Origin of the sequence: Moraxella caprae DSM 19149 (assembly GCF_000426885.1) — a bacterium.
In the GTDB taxonomy this organism is placed as follows: domain Bacteria; phylum Pseudomonadota; class Gammaproteobacteria; order Pseudomonadales; family Moraxellaceae; genus Moraxella; species Moraxella caprae.
Map to the genome: position 1 here is coordinate 20558 of NZ_AUGF01000024.1, position 24226 is coordinate 44783.

At 44.2% G+C, this 24226-nt stretch carries 21 protein-coding genes; 4 read left to right on the top strand and 17 right to left on the bottom strand.

Annotation, left to right across the window (positions count from 1 at the left end; translation table 11 throughout):
- Positions 1-55 precede the first annotated feature (55 nt).
- The 9 genes from K941_RS0107795 to K941_RS0107835 all read right to left on the bottom strand — a co-directional run bounded on the left by K941_RS0107795 (position 56) and on the right by K941_RS0107835 (position 9242).
- A complete protein-coding gene (locus K941_RS0107795; RefSeq protein WP_029103179.1) occupies positions 56-679 on the bottom strand; it encodes a carbonic anhydrase in 624 nt (207 codons plus the stop codon).
- A gap of 62 nt (positions 680-741) precedes the next feature.
- Positions 742-1734 carry a hypothetical protein gene (locus tag K941_RS15180; RefSeq protein WP_051225954.1) on the bottom strand — a complete coding sequence of 331 codons (993 nt, stop codon included), beginning with the start codon at positions 1732-1734 and terminating at the stop codon, positions 742-744.
- 171 nt (positions 1735-1905) lie between these two features.
- Positions 1906-3006: a 3-dehydroquinate synthase gene (aroB, locus tag K941_RS0107805; RefSeq protein WP_029103180.1), complete on the bottom strand. Its 1101-nt coding sequence runs from the start codon at positions 3004-3006 to the stop codon at positions 1906-1908.
- 45 nt (positions 3007-3051) lie between these two features.
- Positions 3052-3660, bottom strand: a complete 609-nt coding sequence (locus K941_RS0107810; protein ID WP_029103181.1) for a shikimate kinase — start codon at positions 3658-3660, stop codon at positions 3052-3054.
- Between the two features lie 121 nt (positions 3661-3781).
- Entirely contained in the window at positions 3782-5902 is a 2121-nt protein-coding gene (locus K941_RS0107815) for a type IV pilus secretin PilQ (protein WP_029103182.1), read from the bottom strand.
- Between the two features lie 34 nt (positions 5903-5936).
- The gene (locus K941_RS0107820) at positions 5937-6467 is read right to left on the bottom strand and encodes a pilus assembly protein PilP (protein ID WP_228130386.1); all 531 of its coding nucleotides are present in this window, start codon (positions 6465-6467) and stop codon (positions 5937-5939) included.
- Positions 6464-7306, bottom strand: a complete 843-nt coding sequence (locus K941_RS0107825; protein WP_084137712.1) for a type IV pilus inner membrane component PilO — start codon at positions 7304-7306, stop codon at positions 6464-6466. Before K941_RS0107825 ends, K941_RS0107820 begins: the two co-directional genes overlap by 4 nt.
- The gene (locus K941_RS15185) at positions 7303-8184 is read right to left on the bottom strand and encodes a PilN domain-containing protein (protein WP_084137713.1); all 882 of its coding nucleotides are present in this window, start codon (positions 8182-8184) and stop codon (positions 7303-7305) included. Before K941_RS15185 ends, K941_RS0107825 begins: the two co-directional genes overlap by 4 nt.
- A complete protein-coding gene (locus K941_RS0107835) occupies positions 8184-9242 on the bottom strand; it encodes a pilus assembly protein PilM (RefSeq protein ID WP_029103185.1) in 1059 nt (352 codons plus the stop codon). The genes K941_RS15185 and K941_RS0107835 overlap by 1 nt, the downstream gene beginning before the upstream one ends.
- A 268-nt stretch (positions 9243-9510) precedes the next feature.
- Here K941_RS0107835 and K941_RS15190 point away from each other — a divergent pair, with 268 nt between their 5' ends.
- Positions 9511-12219, top strand: coding sequence for a penicillin-binding protein 1A (locus tag K941_RS15190; RefSeq protein WP_084137714.1), 2709 nt, complete (start codon positions 9511-9513; stop codon positions 12217-12219).
- Between the two features lie 338 nt (positions 12220-12557).
- On the opposite strand, the gene glmU is transcribed toward K941_RS15190, so the two are convergent.
- From glmU to ribH, 6 genes are all read right to left on the bottom strand, one after another.
- Positions 12558-13913: a bifunctional UDP-N-acetylglucosamine diphosphorylase/glucosamine-1-phosphate N-acetyltransferase GlmU gene (gene glmU / locus K941_RS0107845; RefSeq protein ID WP_036387861.1), complete on the bottom strand. Its 1356-nt coding sequence runs from the start codon at positions 13911-13913 to the stop codon at positions 12558-12560.
- Positions 13914-14045: 132 nt separating this feature from the next.
- Positions 14046-14600 carry a phosphatidylglycerophosphatase A family protein gene (locus K941_RS0107850; RefSeq protein ID WP_029103187.1) on the bottom strand — a complete coding sequence of 185 codons (555 nt, stop codon included), beginning with the start codon at positions 14598-14600 and terminating at the stop codon, positions 14046-14048.
- A 5-nt stretch (positions 14601-14605) separates the two neighbouring features.
- Positions 14606-15268 (bottom strand): hypothetical protein, encoded by a 663-nt coding sequence (locus K941_RS0107855; protein ID WP_029103188.1) that lies wholly within the window; start codon positions 15266-15268, stop codon positions 14606-14608.
- A 30-nt stretch (positions 15269-15298) separates the two neighbouring features.
- Complete coding sequence (gene thiL / locus K941_RS0107860; protein ID WP_029103189.1) at positions 15299-16276, bottom strand: thiamine-phosphate kinase; 978 nt, start codon at positions 16274-16276, stop codon at positions 15299-15301.
- A gap of 51 nt (positions 16277-16327) precedes the next feature.
- Positions 16328-16885 (bottom strand): transcription antitermination factor NusB, encoded by a 558-nt coding sequence (nusB, locus tag K941_RS0107865; RefSeq protein ID WP_029103190.1) that lies wholly within the window; start codon positions 16883-16885, stop codon positions 16328-16330.
- A 171-nt stretch (positions 16886-17056) separates the two neighbouring features.
- Entirely contained in the window at positions 17057-17551 is a 495-nt protein-coding gene (ribH, locus tag K941_RS0107870; protein WP_029103191.1) for a 6,7-dimethyl-8-ribityllumazine synthase, read from the bottom strand.
- Between the two features lie 111 nt (positions 17552-17662).
- On the opposite strand from ribH, the gene K941_RS0107875 reads away from it, so the two are divergent.
- Positions 17663-18286 (top strand): DedA family protein, encoded by a 624-nt coding sequence (locus tag K941_RS0107875; RefSeq protein WP_029103192.1) that lies wholly within the window; start codon positions 17663-17665, stop codon positions 18284-18286.
- A 58-nt stretch (positions 18287-18344) separates the two neighbouring features.
- Here K941_RS0107875 and K941_RS0107880 read toward each other — a convergent pair whose 3' ends face one another.
- Positions 18345-20969, bottom strand: a complete 2625-nt coding sequence (locus tag K941_RS0107880; protein WP_029103193.1) for a bifunctional aconitate hydratase 2/2-methylisocitrate dehydratase — start codon at positions 20967-20969, stop codon at positions 18345-18347.
- A gap of 258 nt (positions 20970-21227) precedes the next feature.
- Positions 21228-21863 (bottom strand): alpha-ketoglutarate-dependent dioxygenase AlkB family protein, encoded by a 636-nt coding sequence (locus K941_RS15195; RefSeq protein WP_084137715.1) that lies wholly within the window; start codon positions 21861-21863, stop codon positions 21228-21230.
- Between the two features lie 581 nt (positions 21864-22444).
- Here K941_RS15195 and lipA point away from each other — a divergent pair.
- Positions 22445-23509, top strand: a complete 1065-nt coding sequence (gene lipA / locus K941_RS0107900) for a lipoyl synthase (protein ID WP_029103194.1) — start codon at positions 22445-22447, stop codon at positions 23507-23509.
- 31 nt (positions 23510-23540) lie between these two features.
- A complete protein-coding gene (locus K941_RS0107905; protein WP_147287582.1) occupies positions 23541-24092 on the top strand; it encodes a glycosyltransferase family protein in 552 nt (183 codons plus the stop codon).
- Positions 24093-24226: the final 134 nt, after the last annotated feature.

Genomic DNA, 24226 nt, shown 5'->3' on the forward strand with positions numbered 1-24226 from the left:
AACGACTCCTCTTTTTGGTTTAACATACTTTTAAAAAACTTTTGCAATAATAAACTTATTCAAAAAAATTCACTTTGCCAGTTGCCACGTCATATTCCGCTCCGACAATGGTCAGTCTCCCACTATTAACCATATCTTCTAAACTGCGTGAGCCTGATTTTAATTGGCTTACCGACAGTCGCACATTGGCGCGCACGGCACGGTCAATGAACTCGTCCATGTCTATCTCACCATCGCCTGCGGTGAGTATCTCATGTAGGTTGTACACGCTGGGGCGAATTCTATCAACGATGGATTGCAAATTGGGCGAATAATACTGCTCAGGATTGATGAGTGTCTCGACACATGCCGTTACCGCCCCACAGTGGCTATGCCCTAGCACAACCACAAGTTCGGTACCGAATTTCTCGGCAGCGAACTCTACCGAACCAATCTGCGATGGGGCAACGACATTGCCCGCCACTCGGATGACAAACAGCTCGCCCAATTTTTGGTCAAAGATGAGCTCCACAGGCACACGAGCGTCCGAACACCCCAAAATAATGGCTGATGGCAACTGCTCTTCCACCAGTATCGGCGGAGGCTGATGATGTTCTTTGGCATTTTTGATTTTTTCAACATAACGCAAATTACCTGCTTTTAACTGTTTTAGCACCGCTTGGGCATTTAAGTTTTTCATGGCACTTCCTGTTGAAGTTATTTAATTTAATACGTGACCGACCATTCAAATACTATCAATCATCACGGCATGGTCATGGGTGGGGCAGGCTCTAAGTCCGCCACATTCGCCCCCTTGGTGGGTGCAGGCTTTTCACTTTTAGGTTCAGACTTTGGTTCATTTTTGGATTCAGGGATTGGCTCGGGTCTTGTTTTAGGTTTTGGCTCGACCTGACTTTCTGCTTTATTACTACTCTTGGTATCAGCTTTTGGTTTTTCTGCCGTCTCTTTGGGTTTGATGGTAGGCGGAGCTTTGAGTTGTTTGGTCGGCTCACTCTCCTGCTCATTTAAGTCGGCAATCACGTCTTCTGCCACTGCTTTTTTGGGCGTCTCTTTTACTTCCTCTTTTGGCTTAGGTGCCTCGGCAGGGATTTCTTTTTTGGTTGGTTTTAAACGAACTGCACGAGGTGATGATTCCGAAGAATCAATCACCACTTCCGCTGAACGTTCGTAATTATCTATCATACCAACATAACGCTTCATTTCCTCAGGCATAGGTGTGACACTTTTGGGCAGTCCAAAATCCACCGTCTTTATCGCACCCAATGCCTCCTGGGTACTACCCATGATGCCATAGGTTAGGATATAACGCTGTTCGTTATTGGCATTATGATAGCGAAAATAAGCAAACTTATCACGGTCTCTGCGTCCTTTGAGATATTCGGTGATAATCTCATTTTGTGCCACATCCATGACTTGCACTGTCCAGCGTTTGTGATTGTCTTCAAAAAATTTTTTACCCTTAAACTCGGCAGGATAGTTACGCAGGTCTCGTACCACCGTCGCAAAGTCAATGGGCGGCACTTCTTTGGAGAGCTCACTAAGATTGTCAATGGTTACTGGCAAGGCAAAGTCTTCTGCCACCGCTTTGGTTTTTTGACGTTCTTTGGCAATCTCTGGTGTGGCGTGAGAAAGCGACATTAAGAACCACAGCATCAGCATGACGCCTGCCATGATAAGCCATATCATCGCCTGTCTTCTGGATTTTTTATTAATCATCGCTACACTTTGAGTCATGGTCTTGCCTTTAATTAATACAATATTTTTAGGTAGTGGTCTAAAAAGTATGCCAAACTAGATTTTCCGTTCACCCTGAGCCTGCCTATGGATAGGAAAGCCGTTAGGTTTCCCAAGCTCGCCACGAACGGTTTTCCTTGTAGCATACTTTTTGAACCAGAGCCAAAAAAATCAATGGTTGGCGTTGAGCACTTCTGTTAACATTGCCATATCAAAATCTTTGGTAACAAACGCCTTGCCAAGCTCTTTTAATAACACCAATCGAATACTGCCGTTTTGCACTTTTTTGTCATGTCCCATCAAATCCAGTGCCACCGATGGTTCTATATAGGGTGGTTTGACGGGCAAATCAAAGATTTGCAATAAATCAACAACACGAGCAACTTCGTCTTCACCAATCAGCCCGAGTTTTTGTGACATCATCATCGCTTGCACCATACCCACCGCTACTGCCTCGCCATGAAGCCAATTGCCATAGCCCATGTGCGTCTCAATGACATGTCCAAAGGTATGCCCGAAGTTTAGCAAAGCACGCACACCCGACTCACGTTCATCGCTGGCAACGATTTTGGCTTTATAGTCACAGCAGCGATACACCAACTCGCTTAGTATCGCACCATCTCTGGCGGTGATTTTTGCAGCATTGACTTCAAGCCAATCCAAAAAAGTCTTATCAAAAATGAGTGCATATTTTACCACTTCCGCCAGTCCTGCCGCAAATTCTCTTTTGGGCAATGTATCAAATGTCGTCATGTCCGCCAACACGCACACAGGTTGCCAAAATGCCCCAATCATGTTCTTGCCAAGGGGGTGGTTAATGCCTGTCTTGCCACCCACTGACGAGTCCACTTGTGCCAGTAGCGTGGTCGGCACTTGAATGAAATTTACCCCACGCATAAAGCTTGCCGCCGCAAAGCCGGTCATATCGCCAATCACCCCACCACCTAAGGCGATGAGCGTACAATCCCGAGCAAAGTGGTTTTTCATGAGTACATCATAAATGGTATTGATATACTCTTGGTTTTTATACTGCTCACCATCAGGCAAGACACAGCTCTCCACCATCAAGCCCTGTGCTACCAAATGTTTAGTTAAATCGGTCAAATACAAAGGGGCAATGGTCGTATTAGTAACGATAAGCACCTGCTTGCCTTTGATGAATGGCAAAATAGGACTTGCCAAATCTATCTGAACTGCGGTGCTGGCACCAATAAAAATGGGATAATCGTGACTCTGGGTTTGGACAGTGAGTGTATTGGTAATGTGTGTCATGATGCTACTTTGAAATTTGCTGTAAATATTTTAATGGTTTAAAAATTAAGATGTTTGCTGATTCTCAATATTTTTGGCATAAGCGATAAGAACATCAAGTATCTCTGCCATCATTTGCTTGGGGTAAGCCCTTCCTGTGGCGACAGTAATGTCTGCCACCTCTTGATATAACGGTAACCGTCTTTGATAAAGCGTTTCTAATACCGCTTTGGGGTTATCTGTTTGGAGTAGGGGACGATTTTTGTCTTTTTTGGTGCGATGGATTTGGGTGTCCACGCTCGCATCCAAAAAAATAACCAATCCACGTTTTAGATATTCTCGATTGCATTCACGCTCAACCACGCCGCCACCTGTAGCCAGTACAATGCTTGACATGGCAGACAGCTCATCCATGGCACGGCTCTCACGCTCACGAAAGCCTGACTCACCCTCTTTTTGAAAAATCCACGGGATGTCCGCCCCTGCTTTTTCACTGATGTGCCAATCTGCATCCAAAAAAGGACGTTTTAAATGTTTGGCAAGCAGTTTACCAACGGTTGTCTTGCCCGCCCCCATCGGTCCCACCAAAAAAATAGACGGCAATAAATGGGCATAGTGATGAATGGGTTTTTGGACAAACACCTCTTCAATCACCGCCGATTCTTCTATACTCATAATAACATCACTAAAAATAAATGTCCTATGATACAAGTTTTGGTCAATTATGGCTAGTGCTTTTTTGTGAATACAAAACAAAAAGCAGACCATTAGCCTGCTTTTTGTTTGAACTGTAAAATTAGTAGCGACTAACGCCGTCGTTGACGATGCGTGGTGTGACAAAGATAAGGAGCTCTTCTTTGCTGTTAAGCCTAACATTATTTCTAAACAAACGACCCACCCCTGGTAAATCACCTAAGAAAGGTACTTTACTTTGGTTGTTACCAATGGTGTTCTTAAAGACACCGCCCAGCACCACAGTCTGACCATCTTCTAAGATAACATTGGTTTTTATCTCATCAGTGCTAAGAATTGGTACGCCCAACACCCTACTGCCGGAGTCCGCAGAGTTGGTAATTTCTAAATCTAGACCTATCTTACCCTCTGGGGTGATGTTTGGTGTGGCAGATAGCACTAAAGCCGCTTCTTTAAAGCTGACTGTTGTTGCACCACTGGCTGATGCCTCTTGATAAGGAATATCCACCCCAGATGAGATTCTGGCTGGTTGTTTATCAGATGTTAAGACCTTTGGCGAAGAGATAATCTCTCCTTTATTATCAGCCTGCATTGCTGACAATTCCAAGCCCAGTGCATAATTATCAATATTCAACAGTCCTAGCGATATACCACTTGTAGCTGCAATACCTAAATCAACAGCAAAGTTACCAAAACGCGATTCGGTGTTTGAAGAAGACAATCCATTCATTCCGCGAATGTCAAATTCATTACCCTTTCTATTAAAACCCCATCTTACACCCAACTGCTTAGAAAAAGAGTCTGATGCATTAACAATGCGAGCCTCAATCATTACCTGTTTAACAGGAATGTCAATAGTTTCAATTAATTGACGTACATTTGCAATGCTTCGTGCCGTATCATTGATGATGATGGTGTTGGTACGACCATCAAAGGTAGCATTACCACGTGGGCTAAGTAGTGAGTTACGGCTATTATTAGAGCCACTTGAACCACCAACTCTATCTAATAGGCCATGAATGTCTTCCGCCTTGGCATAGTTAAGACGGATATGCTCTTGACGAATAGGTTCTAATTCATCTACCTTTTTAGCATCTTCCAACTCTTTAATTTCGCGTGCTGCCAACTCTTCAGCAGGTGCTACCAAAATCACGTTACCATTTTTGCGCTGACCTAGATTTTTACTTTTTAGGATAATATCCAATGCTTGATCCCATGGGACATTAATAAGTCTTAATGTAATATTACCCTGCACATTATCAGCAGCAACGATATTATTTTCGGTGAATTGACCCAATACATCAAGTACAGTACGCACTGATACATCCTGAAATTCCATTGATAACGGTTCACCAGTATAAACCTTCTCTTCAATGGTCGGTTCACGGAGTATTTTTGGTGGCAATACTGAGATGTTAAGTGTTGCACCTGATTGATAGGCTTGGTACTCAAAATCACCTGTCATGTTAACCGTAATAACACCATTTTGACCTTGATTTTTTGCATCAATATCCGCAACCAAACCACTACCATTAATACGTTTTAATAAATGACGTGGAATGGTAGTGCCAGTGGTGCGAATCACCAGTTTATTACCTTGGCGTTGTACATCTACAGGAATGGACTCATTGGTTAGGTTTACGGTAACATTACCACCATTAGCATTACCTGAGTAATCGACTGTTGAGACGCCGTCATAACTACTTGCCAAAGAACCCGAGGTAGGTGCTAACAATGGGTTTACTTTTACAGTCATCGGCTGTGCCTCTGGTTGGGCTGGCGTGGCAACAACCGCAGGGGCGGGTTCATTTGCTACAGATTGGGTGGTCGATGAACCGCCCTGTTTTATATTAATAAGTAGCTGATTACCTTGTACCGTGCTGGTGTAGCTTGCACTATCCTTTAAGTTAATCATTAAGCGGGTCATAGAGCCGTTATTTAGTGCAGTCACTTCATTAACCACGCCACGGTTGATGGGCATACTTCTTGGCAATCCACCACTACTTACTTGGTTAAAATCAAGTGCCAATTGCTTACCGCCTGCCTGTTGATAAGCCACAGGGGTTACAGGCTGACCATCAAAAGCAACTTTAATTTGCGTAGTATCAGCACTGATTTGGTTGGCTGATAGACCTTGAATAGCTAAAGCATGTGCTTCAACCGCCATAAAACTGATTGCCAACGCAGAATAAGCAAAGGCAGACTTTTTGTTTAAAAAATTCATTATTTCATCCTCAGAATAAATCTAGTTAGCTCTGTTAATTTGGTGACACCAACGGAGTGGTTTTTTCAACGTATTGCTCATCAGTATCTTTGACAATCTCAATCAAATTGATTTGAGTTGAAGTAATCTCAACAATACGCCCATGGTTTTTACCTAGGTAGTTACCAACCTGAACATCATGCACCATCATATCAGGCGTTTGTACCAATCCATATTCCTGACCATTAGGTGCAACCACTTTACCACGATATGTTAGTTGCAACAACTCAAATTCTTCAAGTGGCTCTTTCACTCGATTCTCATCTGGTTTTACAGAAGGCGTCTGCTCCCTGACTTGCTGACGTTCGCGTAGGCTTTTTGGCACAAAAGGGTCGGACTCACCTTGAGCAGCATAAACAAAGTCTTCAATCTTAAGGGGTTCTGGTGGCGGCTCAATAGCTTGAGGTCCTTGACTGCGAATTTTTTGCATTTCTGATTCAGCAAGGCTAACACGATCGGTGCAACCCACCAATAAAGACAGAAGTATCGCCAAACCGACATTGGTTTTTAGAGAAAAATTAATCACTTGCCCTCTCCTTCAGTTGACTTCACTTCTTCGGCAGATGCATTTAGATCCACATCCCCCTTTGCACGATAAGTTTTGGTTTGCAACACCAGTTGTAATTCGGGCATTCTATCAAGCGAAGGCTGAGGATTCTTAATCTCAAAGTCGTGCATGGTAATGATTCTTGGCAAAGCAGCAATGCCACTCACAAACGAACCAAACTGATGATAATCCCCCAAACCAATAATTTGAATGGGTTGCTCAATAAAGAACTCTTGCTCCACCTCAGGTTGCACAGAAATGTCCTGAAAACGCACACCACTACCACTACCCACCATGTTGATACCATCTACCAATTCAGGCACACGAGTATCGGTAGGTAGCTGTGCCAATAGGTCCGCAAAATCAGTCTCCATTTGTGCCACTTGTGCTTCATAGGCTTGCAGATGGCGGGCTTTGGACTCTTTTTCTTTATAACTTTCAAGCAAACTAACTTGTTGACTTTCAGCCTGTTTAATTTCATCAAGTTTTTTAGAGATTAACAAAAGCCAAGCCAAAACCAAAATAATCGCTAGCATCATCGCTAAGATGAAAATCTTAACTGGGAGCGGGGCGGAGCCATAGTTTTGACCATTTAAGGAGTTTACCTCTGCCATAAACTTTTTGGAATCAAAAGCAGGTTTTTTAGGCTTAGAACCCGCCTTTTTACCTTTGGCTTTTGTTTTGGGCTTGCCCAAGCCACCCGAGCCTTTTGGCTTTGATAAATTTGGCTTGCCAAGTTTAATTTTTTTCTTACCGCTCTCCTCTGGAGTAGCAGCTGTATCGGTGGTTGGTTTAGATTTTTTGAAAGGTGATTTCATGGTTGACCTCCTACTTGGGTGCTACCATCTGTAGGTGTAGGTTGCGTATTTTGGGTATTAGGAGTATCAGTCGCTTCTGTATCCGATGTAGTATTATTGGTGGGTTCAGATGCTGGGATTGCCTCGCTTGTAGTTGAAGATGCTTGAGCTGGAGCGTTATCAACACCAATCGCTGAAACCTCAGGCATTGTTTGAGCACCCACACTTTGACTGTCTACAGTAACGGGTGGTAATACAACGTCCTCACCGGTTGAATCAGTGGCTTCTTCTTTGTCTTCTTGATATTGAATCTTGGTGGTTGCCACAAATTCTACATAACCATCTTCAGGATACACAGAACGAGTACCTGCATCGGCTAATTGTTGAGAGGGCGTACTTTGATAGGCCTCTAGTTTAGTCTTAATGCTTACCACCGCTGAGCCATCCAACCATTCACTAGCATTTAAGTTGCGTACCAAATTTGCCACAACATTGGGGTTAGCAGCAAAGCCTGTAAATGTAATTACATCGCCTTCACGCTTGATATTGTTTAGATACATGGTATCTCTTGGGATGGCTCGAGCGATGTTATCCCATACACGCACAGGCACCGAACGACGACCTTGCAAATCTTGAATAACTTTCATCTGAGACAGCATCTGCTCGCGTTTAACCTCTAGCTCTTCAATCGATTTTAGGGCAACATCAAGCTGAGCGTTGGCGTCTTCAATGTGTTTATTGGCATTTTGTTGGTTGGTCAATTCTCGATTTAAAATAGACAACACCAAAATCGTCGCCAAAATAGCAAGTCCAGCTGTCGCTCCTGCCAAGAGATTAAACTCTTTATTTCTACGCTCACGCTGTTCTTTACGCCATGGTAATAAGTTAATGCGTGCCATCAGTCAAACCCCCTTAAAGCCAATCCACACGCCGCCATCAGGCTTGGTGCATCTTTTTGGAGCGTAACGGCATCAATGCGTGAGTCAATAGACATACCCTCAAAAGGATTTGCTACTGATACCATACCCCCGACACGTTGTTGCACCATTTGAGCCAGTCCTGGCAGCGCAGAAGTGCCACCACACAAGACAATATGGTCAACATTGTTGTATTCGCTAGATGAGAAATAAAATTGCAATGAACGGCTGATTTGTTGGACGATATTTTCCATAAAAGGTGTGAGCACACTCTCATGATAATCAGCAGGCAGTGTATGTTCATGCTTACCGATGGTAGCATCATGATAAGGAATACTGTAACGCGACTGAATCTCTTCGGTTAACTGAGCCCCACCAAAACCTTGCTCACGGTTATAGATAAATTCACCATCTTTGGCGATATACAGCGTAGACTGCTTATGCCCCAAATCAATGAGTGCTACCACCTGTGGGTCATTAGGCAGATTATCCACCATCAAACTAAATGCACGCTCAATGGCATGAGACTCAATATCCATCACTTTGGCTGTCAAACCACCCATCAAGAGAGTCTCGACACGCTGATCCACGTTCTCAGAACGAGAAGCAGCAAGCAGAACTCGCACCAAGTTCGGGTCAGTCGTTGATGGTCCTAACACCTCAAAATCCATATTGACTTCCGCCAATGGATATGGGATATACTGCTCAGCATCTAGCTTGATTTGGGCCTCGCGGTCAGAATCAGACATGTTTGTTTCCATGTCAATAATCTTGGTAATCACCGCCGAGCCTGATACTGCCGTTGCTGCGTCTTTAGCACCAGCACCAGAACGACGCACCAAACGAGCGATGGCCTCGCCCACTTCTTCACCATTGACAATATTTTTGTCAACAACCCAACCCGGCTCAAGCGGCTCAACGCCATAAGACTTCAAATGAAGCCTTCCTTGTTGTTTTGTTAGCTCAACAAGTTTAACGGAAGTAGTACTGACATCTAAGCCGAGAAGATGCCGACCCTTAGAAGAAAAAGATAGTCCCACAGACTTTATCCTTATATTTTTTAACGCCAACCGAAAAAAACAGCATCGTTTCGGTTATAATAATGGCTTTTGAAAGTACAGTGCGTTACTGCTTTACACCAATAAATGCCAACTTCACAGTTTTATTTACCAGTTTTGTTGGAAATCTGCTATACTTAGCTGTAATTTTAACATGAATTTTTCAAAATTAACATGCTTTGTAACGCATTCTTTACACAGAGAATATGATACAACATTTTGACAACAATTTTAACCACCTAGAAACGCTATGTCTCAAAAAAATTCTGCCGTTCGTCTGATTTCTTATCTAAAAAACCTAATTTTGGCAATTTTTGCTCTAATTTTAATCTTAGTGCTAACTTTTCCAATTGGGTTTTATGGCATGGCAATGTATCTTGAACCCAGTTTGCCAAACATCAAAGAATTAAAAAAAATGCCCTTAGAGATGCCTTTGCAAATCTATACCGCAGACCATAAGCTCATCGGGCAGTATGGCAACAGGTATTCACTGCCTGTGGCTTATGAAGACATCCCCGAGACCATGATTCAAGCGTTTTTGGCGGCAGAGGATGATACCTTTTTTGAACATACTGGCATTAGCGTCAAAGGGCTTGGGCGCGCCATCACTGAGATGATTTCAACCACAGATGGACAAACGGGCGGTTCAAGCATTACCCAACAAGTTGCCAAAAACTACTTTCTAAGCCCCGAGCAAACTTTTGAGCGTAAGCTAAACGAGCTGTTCATTGCCCGTAAAATCGAAAACGAGCTGTCCAAAAAAGAAATCATGACATTATATGTCAATAAGATCTACTTAGGTCAAGGAGCTTATGGTATCCGTGCCGCCGCCAAACGTTATTATAGTAAGTCATTAAATAATCTTACCATCGCAGAGATGGCAATGTTGGCAGGTCTACCCAAAGCCCCGTCCGACTTTAACCCAGTCATCAATCCCAAACGCGCCTTAGAACGACGCAACTGGATTATTGAACGGATGCTTGCCAAAGGCTACATCACCCAAGCCGAGCACGATGAAGCGTCATCCGCTGACATCGGGCTTAACATGTACCAAGAACAGCTTGATCTAAACTTGTCTTATATCGCTGAAATGGCACGTTCGGCACTGGTCGAGCGTTATGGGGCACAAGTCATGGACAGTGGCTGGCGAGTACAGCTGACCATTGACAGTGCTGACCAATTAAAAGCAAGGCAAGCCGTGCTAAACGGCACTTACAGTCATAACGCTTATACCAATGGTGTTTATCGTGGTGTTGAAGCTCTAACGGGGGATTTGGCATATTTTAAACCTTTTACTTTTAGAGACGGCGAGCGGTTTCGTGACATGCTGCCTGCCAAAGTGGTCGAAGTCAAGAATGGTCAAATCCGTGCCGAACTCCAATCAGGCGAGACAGTGCGTGTCTTTATGAACATGCGCTATGCTGACAGCAAAGTCGGGGGTAAAAGACGAGGCTTTGGCACCAACCTTGTCGCTGGCAACAGAAAAGAGCTAAAACCTGCCATTGAAGTGGGTAACATCATTCGTGTGACCAAGCAAGGTAATAGCTGGTACGTAACCCAGCCCCCACGCACCCAAGGGGCACTTGTCGCCATAAACCCCCAAAATGGGGCATTAGAAGCTGTCGCTGGTGGTTTTCATTTCAACCAAAGCAAGTTTAACCGTGCCACCCAAGGCTATCGCCAGCCTGGTTCTATCATCAAACCCTTGATCTATGCCGCCACTTTTGAAAACAGCAAACTAAGCCCTGGCGATGTCATCTCAAATGCTCCCATCAGGATTGGTAATTGGCAACCCAAGAATGCAGGTGGTGGTGGTGGTGGTGCAGTTTCCATTTCCAGCGCCTTGGCACGTTCACTAAACCTACCGTCGATTCGCATGATGCAAAAGGCAGGTGTTGAACCCGCCCGAGAAATGCTCTCACAGTTTGGTTTGGAAAAAGACCGCCTGCCCCAGTCTCTCACCTTAGCACTGGGGGCAACTAATGCCACTCCTTTACAGATGGCAACCGCCTATGCCACTTTCGCCAATGGCGGTCACCGCATCCAGCCTTATTTTATTGAACGTATCTATAACTTTGACAACCAAACCATCTTCCAAGCCAATCCTTTACAAGCTTGTGCCGTTTGCTTTAATAAAGAGCTTAGTAAAGTCAATACCCAATTATTAGACAGCTTTGGGCATACACCAGCAGACGAAGAAACATCAGAGCAAACCACTGATGATGCCTTGGATAAAGAGAAAAATACCAAAAAAGACCAAGAACCACCTAAAAAGATAGACCACGCCAAAGCCTTGGTAGCACGCATTCACAACGCTCATAAAGCACTTGACGCCCAACAAGTCGCCTACCGCAAAGAGAATCCTACGCTAGATGCCGCACCCATCTTTGACCGCCTAAAACCCAAACAAGCCATTCAATTTGGTATAGCCGAGCAAGCACCACGCATCTTATCAGTACGCACGTCTCGCTACATGGCAAGTATGCTAAAAGGTGTGATGACAGGCGGTACAGGTCGTAAGGGTAATTTCCGCTCTGACTTAGGTGGTAAAACAGGCACCACCAACCAAGCCAAAGATGTTTGGTTTGCCGGCTTGCAACGCAGCCATGTGGCTGTGGTGTGGATTGGCTATGACGAGCCCGCTTCACTGGGTGCAAAAGCCTATGGTGGCACGCTTGCTATGCCTGTTTGGGTGGATTATATGAAATATCAACTCAAAGACGAACCCACCAAATGGGTTGATGATGGTAATCTTGCCAAGAGCAAAAAAACCGAGCAAAGGATCATCGACATCACCGATGAGAATGAAGCCGAAGCCATGGAGGAGATTGCCCGAGAAGAAGCCGAAGAAGCTCTTGCCAATGAGATTTTAGGTGATGGTGACTCAGAGATGGCAGAAAGCTCAGGTGATGAAGTTATTCCTGAGGGTGATGGCGAGAACATTCCCGAAGGACAATAGCCCTTATCCACTCTATAAAAACACGGCTGTTCGGTCGTGTTTTTATAGAGTGTGGCAAGTTAATATTTGCAATGAAATGTGGTAAAAATCGCCCGTTTTTTAAGGAAAAGTTCGCAGTTGATGTTGAAATATTAACAAGGATTTTGATGTAGAAAAACAATCCGGGCAATTAATTGGGTAAATTTTTAAGAATTTTAACCTAATTTTTAAATTAAGTGGTCGGATAGCCATTTTTCATACAAAAACATGATTTCATTTTCACAATATTTTTAAATTTTAAATTGTGTTATAAAGGGTAGGCACGCCCTAAATAAATGAATGCGATATTTGATTAAAACTTAGCCTTTTTTAACAGGACGCTTCCAACCGTCAATGGTCGTCTGTCTATTACGAGCAACCGTCAATTTATCATCAGGCGTATCTTTGGTAATCACCGACCCCGCTCCAATCGTGGCGTTTGCCCCAATCTTGACAGGGGCGACAAGCGAGCTGTTACTGCCCACAAAGGCATTATCGCCAATGTAGGTTTTAAATTTATTCACACCGTCATAATTACAGGTAATTACCCCTGCCCCCACATTGACATCACGCCCCACATCAGCATCGCCAATATAGCTTAAATGGCTAACTTTCGCCCCTTGGTTTAAGGTAGATTTTTTGATTTCTACAAAATTGCCAATTTTGACTTTATCTTTAATATCCGCTTTTGGGCGAATATGGGCAAAAGGACCGATGGCAACATCCGCCCCAATGGTGCTATCATCAAGCACACAATTTGGCTTGATGTGGGCATTATTGCCAATTGTGCAATTAGAGATGACATTGCCTGCATCAATTTGTACATTATCGCCCAATACCACATCGCCCATAAATACGGTGTTAATATCAATAAACACATCACTACCGCATTTTAATATACCACGAATATCCACACGAGACGGGTCGGCAAATTGTACGCCATTTAATTGTAACTCGTGAATCAGATGAGCTTGATAAGTGCGTTCTAAATTGGCAAGTTGAATACGGTCATTCACGCCATCTATTTCAAATTCAAACGTTGGGCTAATCGTTTTTATCTCAATATTATCCGCCACCGCCATTTTGATAATATCGGTCAGATAATATTCGCCTTGGGCGTTGTTATTGTCGAGCTTTGGCAAATATTTATGCAATAGAGCATTATCCACGCAATAAATACCGCTATTAATTTCTTTAATTTGTCTTTGGGCATCGGTGGCGTCTTTTTGTTCGACAATGGCGATGACTTTATCATCTTGGCGGACAATTCGCCCAAGCCCAAAAGGATTGTCCACACTCATCGTCAGCATGCTAATGCCATGCGTGTTTTGTTCAATAAGATTTTGCAAGGTATCCAATCTTGTCAATGGCACATCGCCATACAAAATCAGGCTTTTGCCGTCTTTTGGCAAATGGGGCAATGCCATTTGCACCGCATGACCTGTACCGAGCTGTTCGGCTTGCTCCGCCCATATCAAATCGCTGTCGGTAATCTCATCTTTGACCATTTGACCGTTATAACCATAAATCAAAATGGTATTATCAGCATTTAATGCACGGCAAGTATCTAATACATGGCGAAGTAGTGGTTTGCCCGCTAAGGTTTGTAATACTTTTGGCTTAACCGACTTCATACGAGTGCCTTTGCCACCTGCTAGAATGATGATGTTTAACATGGTAAATCCTTACTAAAATTAGGTAAAATTATTATAACATGGAATTTGGAAAAATATAAAATTAGATAAATTTATACAACCGCTTGAACTATTATTTATCAATAATATATTCAAATTGATTTTGATGGTAATTTATAAAATCACAATCGAAAACACCGTCGCCGACATTATCCCTGCCAATATATCATCAATCAATATCCCAAACCCGCCAGAGACATTTTTATCCACCCATTTAATCGGAAAGGGCTTAATAATATCAAAAAAGCGAAATAAGATAAAAGGCATGATGATATAAAGTAGAATATTCATGGGGGTAAATGCATCCAATGCTTTATAATCCATTAAAAATACAATCGGTAATAACGCAATCCACATTCCCACCCATTCATCAAAAACAATATGCGGGTCATCGTGAGTATTCATCAAATCTGATGTCTTACCACAAACATAACTGCCAATCAGACAGCCAATAATGGTAATCGCCAAAAACCCCCAAAACCCCAATAAAAGCATGGGCAAGGCGATAATAAGCCCACCCACCGTCCCCCAAGTGCCAGCAGCTTTTTTGGGCAGACCAGAACCCAAGCCAATCCCTAGCCAATATACGCATTTTTCAAAGGGCGTGGCGGTAGGCGGACAGGGCGGACAAGGGTTTGATTTACGAATGTCGGGTTTGTGGTTTTGCATTTAAGTTACTCTTTGGTGCTGTGCAAATTTTTTTGTTCTCGCTGATTAAAAAATCCAATCTTATCAATCGGCTTATTCATTGCTTCTTTAAAGGCACTGTTGTTTAATAATTCTTGCAAAGTTGTGATATTAAGCGTGCGATTTTTGATATTAGAAATTTCCACCTTATGATAATTAACATCAATATGACAAGCAAAAGAAAACGGCGAAAAAGTATGTACCGCCAAATGATAGTCTTGTCCGTCTATCATATAAATATAAAAATTTGGTTTGCCGTCTGGGGCATATTGTGGGTCATAATATTCATCAATGGTTCGCCCCAAGCCTTTTTCCAACTCTTGTACGAAATCTTTCATGGATTTTATTGTTGCAGGTGCAGGCGGTTTATTACCGTTAAAGAAACTTTGCTGTAATGGCGTGGCAATCTCCACATAAATGGGGTGTTTTGATTGATTAGCAAAAGGATAATATCCCATTTTTTGACGATATTCATCAATCAATTTACCCCAATAAACCAAATGATTTAAACGAATAATATCAGCATTGGTCTGAAAGTCAACATAAGCACTTTTTTGAGCATCTGTCATCGCCATTTGGGGGTTTTGGGCGATAGCGTTTATATTAAACAGGTTAAGAGATAATAAGATTGCCAAAATAAATTTATTCATGATTAACGCCTTTTGATAGGTAAGCATTTATCAAAAATGCTCCCACCCTTTTACCAATAAATCCACTTCTTTTTTATTGTGTAAAAACACCAACCCTTTATCCGCCACAATTTGCCCAATCGGATAAATCGGCATATCAGGATTTTGGATTTTAAATAAATCAAGTTTAGCAGAAGGCATGGTAAAGCACAACTGATAATCATCGCCCCCATTGATTTGATGTTGCCATTTTTGGGCGTGGGGCAAGGCATCAAGCAGAGCATGGCTTGGTATGGCATCAAGGTCAATCACCACCCCCACGCCACTTGCCCTCAAAATATGCCCCAAATCCTGCCCCAAGCCGTCCGAGATATCAATCATACTACTAGCAAAGCCGATGAGTCGCCCACCAAGTGCCACCTGTGGGGCAGGGTATTGCATGGCTTGGCGTAAGTCGTGGGGCAGACTGTCTGGCGGTCGGTTGGCATGTCCGTCTCCGTTCAAATCGTCCAAAATCCCATGCAAGGCAAGGCTTGCAAGCCCCACCGTGCCACTTACGCACACCACATCGCCCACGCATGCCCCTTGCCGTGTGATTGCCTGATTTGACGGAACAAAACCCAAAGCCGTAACCGAAATCGTCAAAACAGGCGAGCCTGTGGTATCACCCCCAATCAGCTCCACACCAAAGGGCGTGCAAGCATCCGCCAAACCGTGTGCAAATGCCTTGCAAAAACCATCATTCGCCATAGCTTTTGGCAAGGATAACCCCACCAAAATGGCGTAAGGTGTCGCCCCCATGCTGGCAAGGTCGGACAGATTGACCGCCACCGCCTTATAGGCAATGGCGTGCGAGTCGGTCTCATGGACAAAATGCCGTCCTGCCACCAGCGTATCCACACAGCTGACAAGCTGGCTATTTGGCGGAATGTGGCTTATCGCACAATCGTCGCCAATGCCCAAAACGGTACTTGGATGGCGTGTAGTGGCGTGTTTAAAATGGGTGTAGATTAGGGAAAATTCGGACATGGTTATTTATTTGATGATTTTAAAAAAGGGCAGAATTATCCGCCCTTTTAATTACTCACTTTCTTTTTTGGCTTTTTTCTCAGCTTTATTGGCTTGATATTCAAGTTCTCGTGTCTGCTTGGCATATCTGTCCAAAATGGCATTGATAAATTTATGAGCATCAGTTGCCCCAAAATGGGTGTTTAATTGCATGGCTTCATCAAGCACCACTTTATAAGGGATATGCAAGCTGTGTTTTAGCTCGTACGCCCCAATCAGCAAAATCGCCTTTTCAATGGTGTCTAACTTTTCAAAACTGCGGTCAAGATAGCGAGCGATGTCCACAATCAGCTCGCCTGCCTTCATCGGAATCTCACGCATGAGTTCGTGATAATAGCCCAAATGCACGGTGTGCATGGCGTTATCAGCTCGTGTACGAGCGACAATGGTGTGTGGCTCATTACCGCCTAATAAATCACGGCTTTCATTGGCAAAACGATAATCCGTCATCAGCCATTCATAAAGACCTTGCACGGCAAAACGGCGAGCCTTGCGAATGGCGGTATAGCTGGTTTTATAGCCAGTTTCATTGATGTCAAATTGGTCGTTTTGGGGGTTGGGTATGGTCATATTTAGCCTTAAAATAATACTGCATTAAAATCATCTTTTAATGGGAAAATGGGAAATGGACAGTGTTTATTTTTAATAAACCATCTTAGGGCAAATTGCAATTCGCCCCTACATTTTTAATTTAAAATTAAAATAAGTTTAATAAAAAAACAACGCCAAATTTATTAAAGATTACAGAGCTTTTAACACGCTCACCATTTCAATGGCGGTCATGCCTGCTTCATAGCCTTTGTTACCTGCCTTGGTGCCAGCTCGCTCAATGGTTTGCTCGATGTTTTCGGTGGTCAAAATGCCATTAATCACAGGAATGTCGTGATGTAGCGCCACGTGCGATAAGCCTTTGGCGGACTCGCTTGCCACGATGTCAAAATGCGGTGTCGCCCCACGGATAATCGCCCCAAGCACGACAATGGCGTCATAGTTGCCCGTTACCGCCATGCGTTTGGCGGTCAAGGGTAGCTCAAACGCCCCCGGCACACGCACCACGGTGATGTTCTCGCCAAGCACGCCATGACGTAGCAGAGCATCTAACGCCCCTTCTACCAAACTTTCAACCAAAAAACCATTAAACCGCCCCACAGCAATCCCAATACGCAGATTGGCATTGTCATGTAAGGCACCGTCAATGTGGGTTACGGCATTTTTTTGTTCGGTAAATGTGGTCATAAGGCTCTCATCATAAATAAAAGGTTGGTTGTTCATTATATCAAATTTACCTTTGCCAACAAAGTATTTTTTCTGTTATGATAAGACCTTTTTTAAAGATTGGGGGTGTTCATGGACAGCATGAGTGCGTGGATTTTGGCGATTATGGATAGGCTTGGACTGGCAGGGGTTACGCTGATGATGTTTTTGGAAAACGTCTTTCCGCCCATACCGAGCGAGCTTATCATGCCTATGGCGGGATTTTGGTCAGCCATGGGTAACATGAACATCATTGCCGTCATCATTGCAGGGACAGCAGGGTCGGTGCTTGGGGCATTGCCACTGTACTATCTGGGGACGGTGTTTGATGAGAAACGCCTGTACGCTCTGACCGAAAAATACGGCAAATACCTGCTGATTAAGCCGTCCGACATCACCAATGCGACCCATTGGTTTAACAAACACGGAAAGGCGGTGGTATTTTTTGGGCGAATGATACCTGCCATTCGCTCGCTCATCTCTATCCCTGCGGGTATGAACCACATGCCGATGTTGCCATTTTTGGTGCTGACGACATTAGGCTCTGCCATTTGGACGACCCTGTTGGCGTATGCTGGCTATGTACTTGGGGCGAACTATGAACAAGTGGCGGAGTTTATCGCCCCCATTAGTAAAGGCGTGGCGGTCGTGGTGGGGCTTGTCTTGGTGGTCGTGGCATTTTTGCGGATTAGAAGTGTGTTTTTTGATAAAAAATGACCAAAAATAAAACACCGCCAATCGCTTGACGGTGTCTTTTTAATCAAGTCAAACCAGATTAGGCAAGTTGTGCCACGCTGATTTTGTCTGATTTTTCGGTGTACTCAGCCATTTGGTCGAAGTTTAGGTAGTTGTACACTTCGGCCTCCATAGACTCAAGCTTACCTGCATACGCCATGTACTCTTCTACGCTTGGCAGTTTACCAAGTACAGACGCTACTGATGCAAGCTCGGCAGAAGCTAGGTACACGTTCGCTCCTTGACCTAGACGGTTCGGGAAGTTACGAGTAGAGGTGGATACCGCTGTAGAGTTAGGAGCGATACGAGCTTGGTTGCCCATGCACAGCGAGCAACCTGGCATCTCGGTACGTGCACCTGCTTGGGCATAGGTGTTGTAATACCCTTCGTCCATAAGCTGACGTTCGTCCATTTTGGTCGGTGGTGCAATCCACAAACGAGTGGTCAAGCTACCTGCTGGCACTTCGGCAAGGAGTTTGCCAGCGGCACGGAAATGCCCGATGTTGGTCATGCACGAACCGATGAATACTTCATCAATCTTATCGCCCGCCACTTCTGATAGCAATTTGGCATCATCAGGGTCGTTTGGACAGCATAGGATTGGCTCTTTGATGTCGGCAAGGTCAATCTCATACACTTTGGTGTATTCGGCATCGGCATCGGCTTTTAGCAGACTTGGGTTGTCTAGCCATTTTTGCATGTTCTCGGCACGGCGAGCAAGTGTACGAGCATCACCATAACCTTCGGCAATCATCCATTTTAGCATGACGATGTTAGAGCGTAGGTATTCAGCCACTTTCTCTTCTGATACGGTAATCGCACAACCTGCTGCCGAGCGTTCAGCAGACGCATCAGACAATTCAAACGCTTGCTCAACAGTTAGGTCGTTTTCCATTTCGGTCAAGTCAATCTCTAAGATACGACCAGAGAAGATATTTTTCTTACCTTTCTTCTCAACAGTCAAGTCGCCTGCTTGGATTGCATAGTAAGGAATGGCGTGTACCAAATCACGCAAAGTGATACCAGGTTGCATTTTGCCTTTGAACTTGACAAGCACCGACTCAGGCATATCCAGTGGCATCACACCCGTTGCAGCAGCGAACGCCACCAGACCCGACCCTGCTGGGAATGAAATACCAATCGGGAAGCGAGTGTGCGAGTCACCACCAGTACCCACAGTATCAGGTAGTAGCATGCGGTTTAGCCATGAATGAATTACACCGTCGCCTGGGCGTAGAGATACACCGCCACGGTTCATGATGAAATCAGGTAGCGTATGATGAGTTACCACGTCAATTGGCTTAGGATACGCAGCAGTATGGCAGAACGACTGCATGACAAGATCAGAGCTAAACCCTAAGCACGCCAAGTCTTTTAGTTCATCACGAGTCATCGGACCTGTGGTGTCCTGACTGCCCACGGTTGTCATCTTAGGTTCGCAGTAGGTGCCGGGGCGAATGCCTTGACCTTCTGGCAGACCACATGCACGACCGACCATTTTTTGAGCTAGCGTGAAGCCTTTGCCCGTGTCGGCAGGTTGCTCTGGGGTGCGGAACAAGGTGGATGGTTCAAGACCTAACGACTCACGAGCCTTACCTGTTAGGTTACGACCGATGATTAGGTTAATACGGCCGCCAGCACGCACTTCGTCTAGTAGCACAGGGGTTTTTAGTTTGGATTCGGCAATTTGATTGCCGTCTTTGAATGCAGTAACAGTTGCGGTGGCGTGGTCGATTTTTAGAGTAACTTCATCGCCCATGTTCATGTCGGCAACGTCAATCTCAACAGGCAACGCCCCAGCGTCTTCCATGGTGTTAAAGAAAATCGGTGCGATTTTACCGCCTAGGCACACACCACCATCACGCTTGTTTGGAATGTGTGGAATGTCATCGCCAAAGAACCATAGCACAGAGTTGGTCGCTGATTTACGGCTAGAACCTGTACCCACAACGTCGCCCACATAGGCAACAGGATTGCCCTTAGCAATCAATTCTTTGATTTGGCTTAGTGGACCAACTTCGCCATTTTTTTCTGGGCGAATGCCATCACGCTCATTTTTTAGCATGGCGTTGGCGTGTAGTGGAATGTCAGGACGGCTCCACGCATCTTGGGCAGGCGATAGGTCGTCTGTGTTGGTCTCGCCTGTTACCTTAAATACAGTAATGGTCATCTCGGTGGGTACTTCTGGGCGAGTTGTGAACCACTCGCCTTCCGCCCAAGACTGCAATACCGCTTTGGCGTTGGCGTTGCCTGCTTTGGCTTTTTCTTCTACGTCATGGAACGCATCGAATACTAGCAGAGTCTTCTTAAGTGCTTCAGCAGCCAATCCGCCAAGCTCAGCATTGTCTAGCAGGTCAACCAATGGCGCAACGTTATAACCACCAAGCATCGTACCTAGCAGATATACCGCACGCTCTTTGGCGATTAGTGGTGAAGTGGCTTCGCCTTTGACAATGGCGTTTAAAAAGGCAGCTTTGACATAGGCAGCTTGGTCAACCCCTGCTGGTACACGGTTTTCAAGCAAGTCCACCAAGTAGTCTTCTTCGCCTGCTGGTGGGTTTTTTAAAAGTTCCACCAGATCTGCTGTCTGTGCGTCGGTCAATGGCTGTGGGGGTACGCCTAGTGCTTCACGCTCGGCAACGTGGGCTCTGTATTCGGTTAGCATTTGCGACATAGCAATTCTCCATGATAGTAGGTCATAAGTGCTTGACAATGATTTTCATTATTACAATAATTATCAAGTGCCTAGACGTTGATTTTAAAGGCAATCTTGCCCAAATTTACTCTTTGTATGATAACCGAAAAATGACATATTTTCAAAAAAATATTTGCCATAGCCAACATTTTTTTAAAAAATACCACCCATTTGTCAGGGTTTGGCATTGGGTGTGATTTGGGCTTAGGCGACACGTGGAGTATTGGGCTATTGGCGTATTTTGATGTTTCTAAACGTCAGATTCACCCGACTGCCCTGCACTCGCTTTTGCTTGGGTATGCTGTGTTGCCATTGGCGCTGAATCTGCCCTGCCATGACAAGCAGACTGCCATGATATAAAGGCAATTCTAGTTTTACCGCATGATTGTCTTTAAGCCTTAATAAAAATCGTCTGGTCTGCCCAAAACTTACCGACGCTATCAAAGGATTTGCCCCAAGCTCTGATTCATCATCGGCATGCCAGCTAATATAATCATCGCCCGTGCGATAATGATTTAACAGCACGCTATTAAATCGCCTTTTACAAACATCAAATAACGCCTGATTGATGGCAAGTAGCTCGTCCGTCCAAGTATTTGGCATAAGGCTAATACCCGAATACGCATAAGGGCAATCCTTATCGCCATACCATGCCGACAGGCGGGGAATTGGGTGCGTTTTACCATACATATAAATGGTGTCTTGTTGCCAGTTGATATTGCCATCCGCCAATAAATAAACCAAATAGTCATCACAGAATTTTTTATCAAAGTAACATGGCGAATAATACAATCTACCAAATGGTACCACAATAACCACACCTTTGCCGTCATCGTGCAGATAAGTGGTAAAGTCGGTATTCATAAATTGACCGTTTTTTATTAATTGGTCTATGGGTAATTGATTTGGCGATTGATTGTCAAAAATATCATTAGACTTCCTGCAAAACCCAAAAATAAGGAAAACCGTTCGTGGTGAGCTTGTCGAACCATAACGGTTTTCCGCCACCCCTCAACAAGCTCGGGGCGAACGGAAAGCCTAGTTTTGCAGGAAGTCTATTAAATAAATCCATGAACTTACTTTTTTATTTTACTTTTAAATAATTAAATTAGGATGTGTTAACCTTTATAATATGATTTACAATTTGCAAGTATTTTAAAATAGCCATAATTTTAAAACAACCATAATTTGACAAATGATTATTTTTAAAAACAGCTTTAACCCACCCAAATTTTTACACCCATTTTAACAAATCAATCCGTCATTGCCAATCCACGCCCATGCCACGCCCAAACCATCTTTAAAAATGACAAAACCCTATCAACGACAAGGGTTTATGGCGATAACCCCGCCCAAACACCTTGATTTTTGTCATCGCTTTTTACCTTGAAATAAGGTAAAATATCCCAATTTATTTTCATATTTTTATAAAAATTGGAACTCATATGACTGTCCAAACCTTCACCCCAGAAGCCCGCCCCGCCCCAAAAAAAGCCGTCCAAGGCGAAAAACTGCGTGGCTATGATAAAGTCGCTCGCATTCCCATTAAGGTCATTCCCACCGTTGAAGCCCCCAAAAAGCCCGACTGGATTCGTGTCAAATTATCCAGCCCTGCCGAAGTGGAGCGTATCAAAGGCACACTGCGTAAACAAAAGCTCTACACCGTCTGCGAAGAAGCCGCTTGCCCAAACCTACCGCAATGCTTTGGCGATGGCACGGCAACCTTTATGATTATGGGCGACATCTGTACACGTCGTTGTCCGTTTTGTGAAGTAGCACACGGTCGTCCTAACCCCCTTGATGTGGACGAGCCACGCCACACCGCCGAGACGATACTTGGACTTGGGCTAAAATATGCCGTCATCACCAGCGTAGACAGAGATGATTTAAAAGACGGCGGTGCAGGGCATTTTGTGGAAGTTATCCAAGAATCCAAAGCCTTAAGCCCCAACTGCTTGATTGAAATTCTTGTGCCTGATTTTCGTGGACGTGAAAAAATCGCCATTGACCTACTTGCCGAGACCGCCCCCGATGTCTTTAACCATAACATCGAGACCGTGCCACGCCTATATAAGGCATTTCGCCCCGGCTCGGACTATCAGCACTCCCTAAACCTACTAAAAGAATACAAGGCACGCCGTCCCGATGTTGCCACCAAATGTGGCTTTATGGTGGGGCTTGGCGAGAGCGAAGAAGAAGTCTATGCCCTGCTTGACGACCTAAAAGCTCATGACGTGGACATCATCACCATCGGGCAATACCTAGCTCCAAGCAAAAACCACGCCCCTGTGGACAGATACGTCCATCCTGATGAGTTTGCTCGCTATACCGAATACGGCAAAAAATTGGGCTTTTTTAATATCTGGGCGAACCCTATGGTACGTTCAAGCTACTTTGCCGACCGCCAATACTATGGCGAAGACTGCCCACCGCCTGTGCGTTCGGCTAAGGCGTTGGCGGAAGAGAAGTTGGTGAAAGCGGAGAAGGGCGAGAAGGTTGGGTGTTTTTAATCTTTAAATGGTGATTTTTATAATCAAGGAGATGCAAGACTATCTAAGAGTGATCAAAGTCAAAACCAAAGATACTCGTGCAGGGTTTGAGGATCAATACATTGAAAAAGATATTTTATTAATCATTGAGGATAAAATGCTTGTGAGTAAAGAGAATGCAGATGCTGTATCTAGCCTTGAGTTACCAAGTAACTTAGCCAATGGTGCAGAAAAACTATTTACCTATGACAGTGTATTTGGTAATACACCAGATCTGATTGTGATTCATATGTCTAAAGATTTAATGAATAAACCAGAGGCATTTTCTTACGCATTGGCTCAACAAATGGCAGAGCTAACGGCGATTAAGGATGCGTTGATTAAGCATGAAGAGGGTTTGCCTGAAGCTCAGATGAAGAAGGTAATTAAAGAAGCTGAAGAGCCGATACATTTTGATTTAGCCGATCAAAATTTCGTAGAGCAGATGTTTGAGATGGCAAAAGATGATCCAGATTCTGAAATTTCCAAACAGTTTATGCGAGCTGTAACAGAAGATGGAGCTTGTTTCCCAGCAGGTACTCGGATTACCACTGATAAAGTGTAAGAAACTCACCCGTTATTTACACTTTGTTTAAAATAAAACTCCAACCACTCATAAGGAGTAAAAGTTAAAGTTTTTCCTGTAATCTCATCTTTCTTGGTTAAAGATGAATGTGGTCTAACAGTGTTGTAGAAATT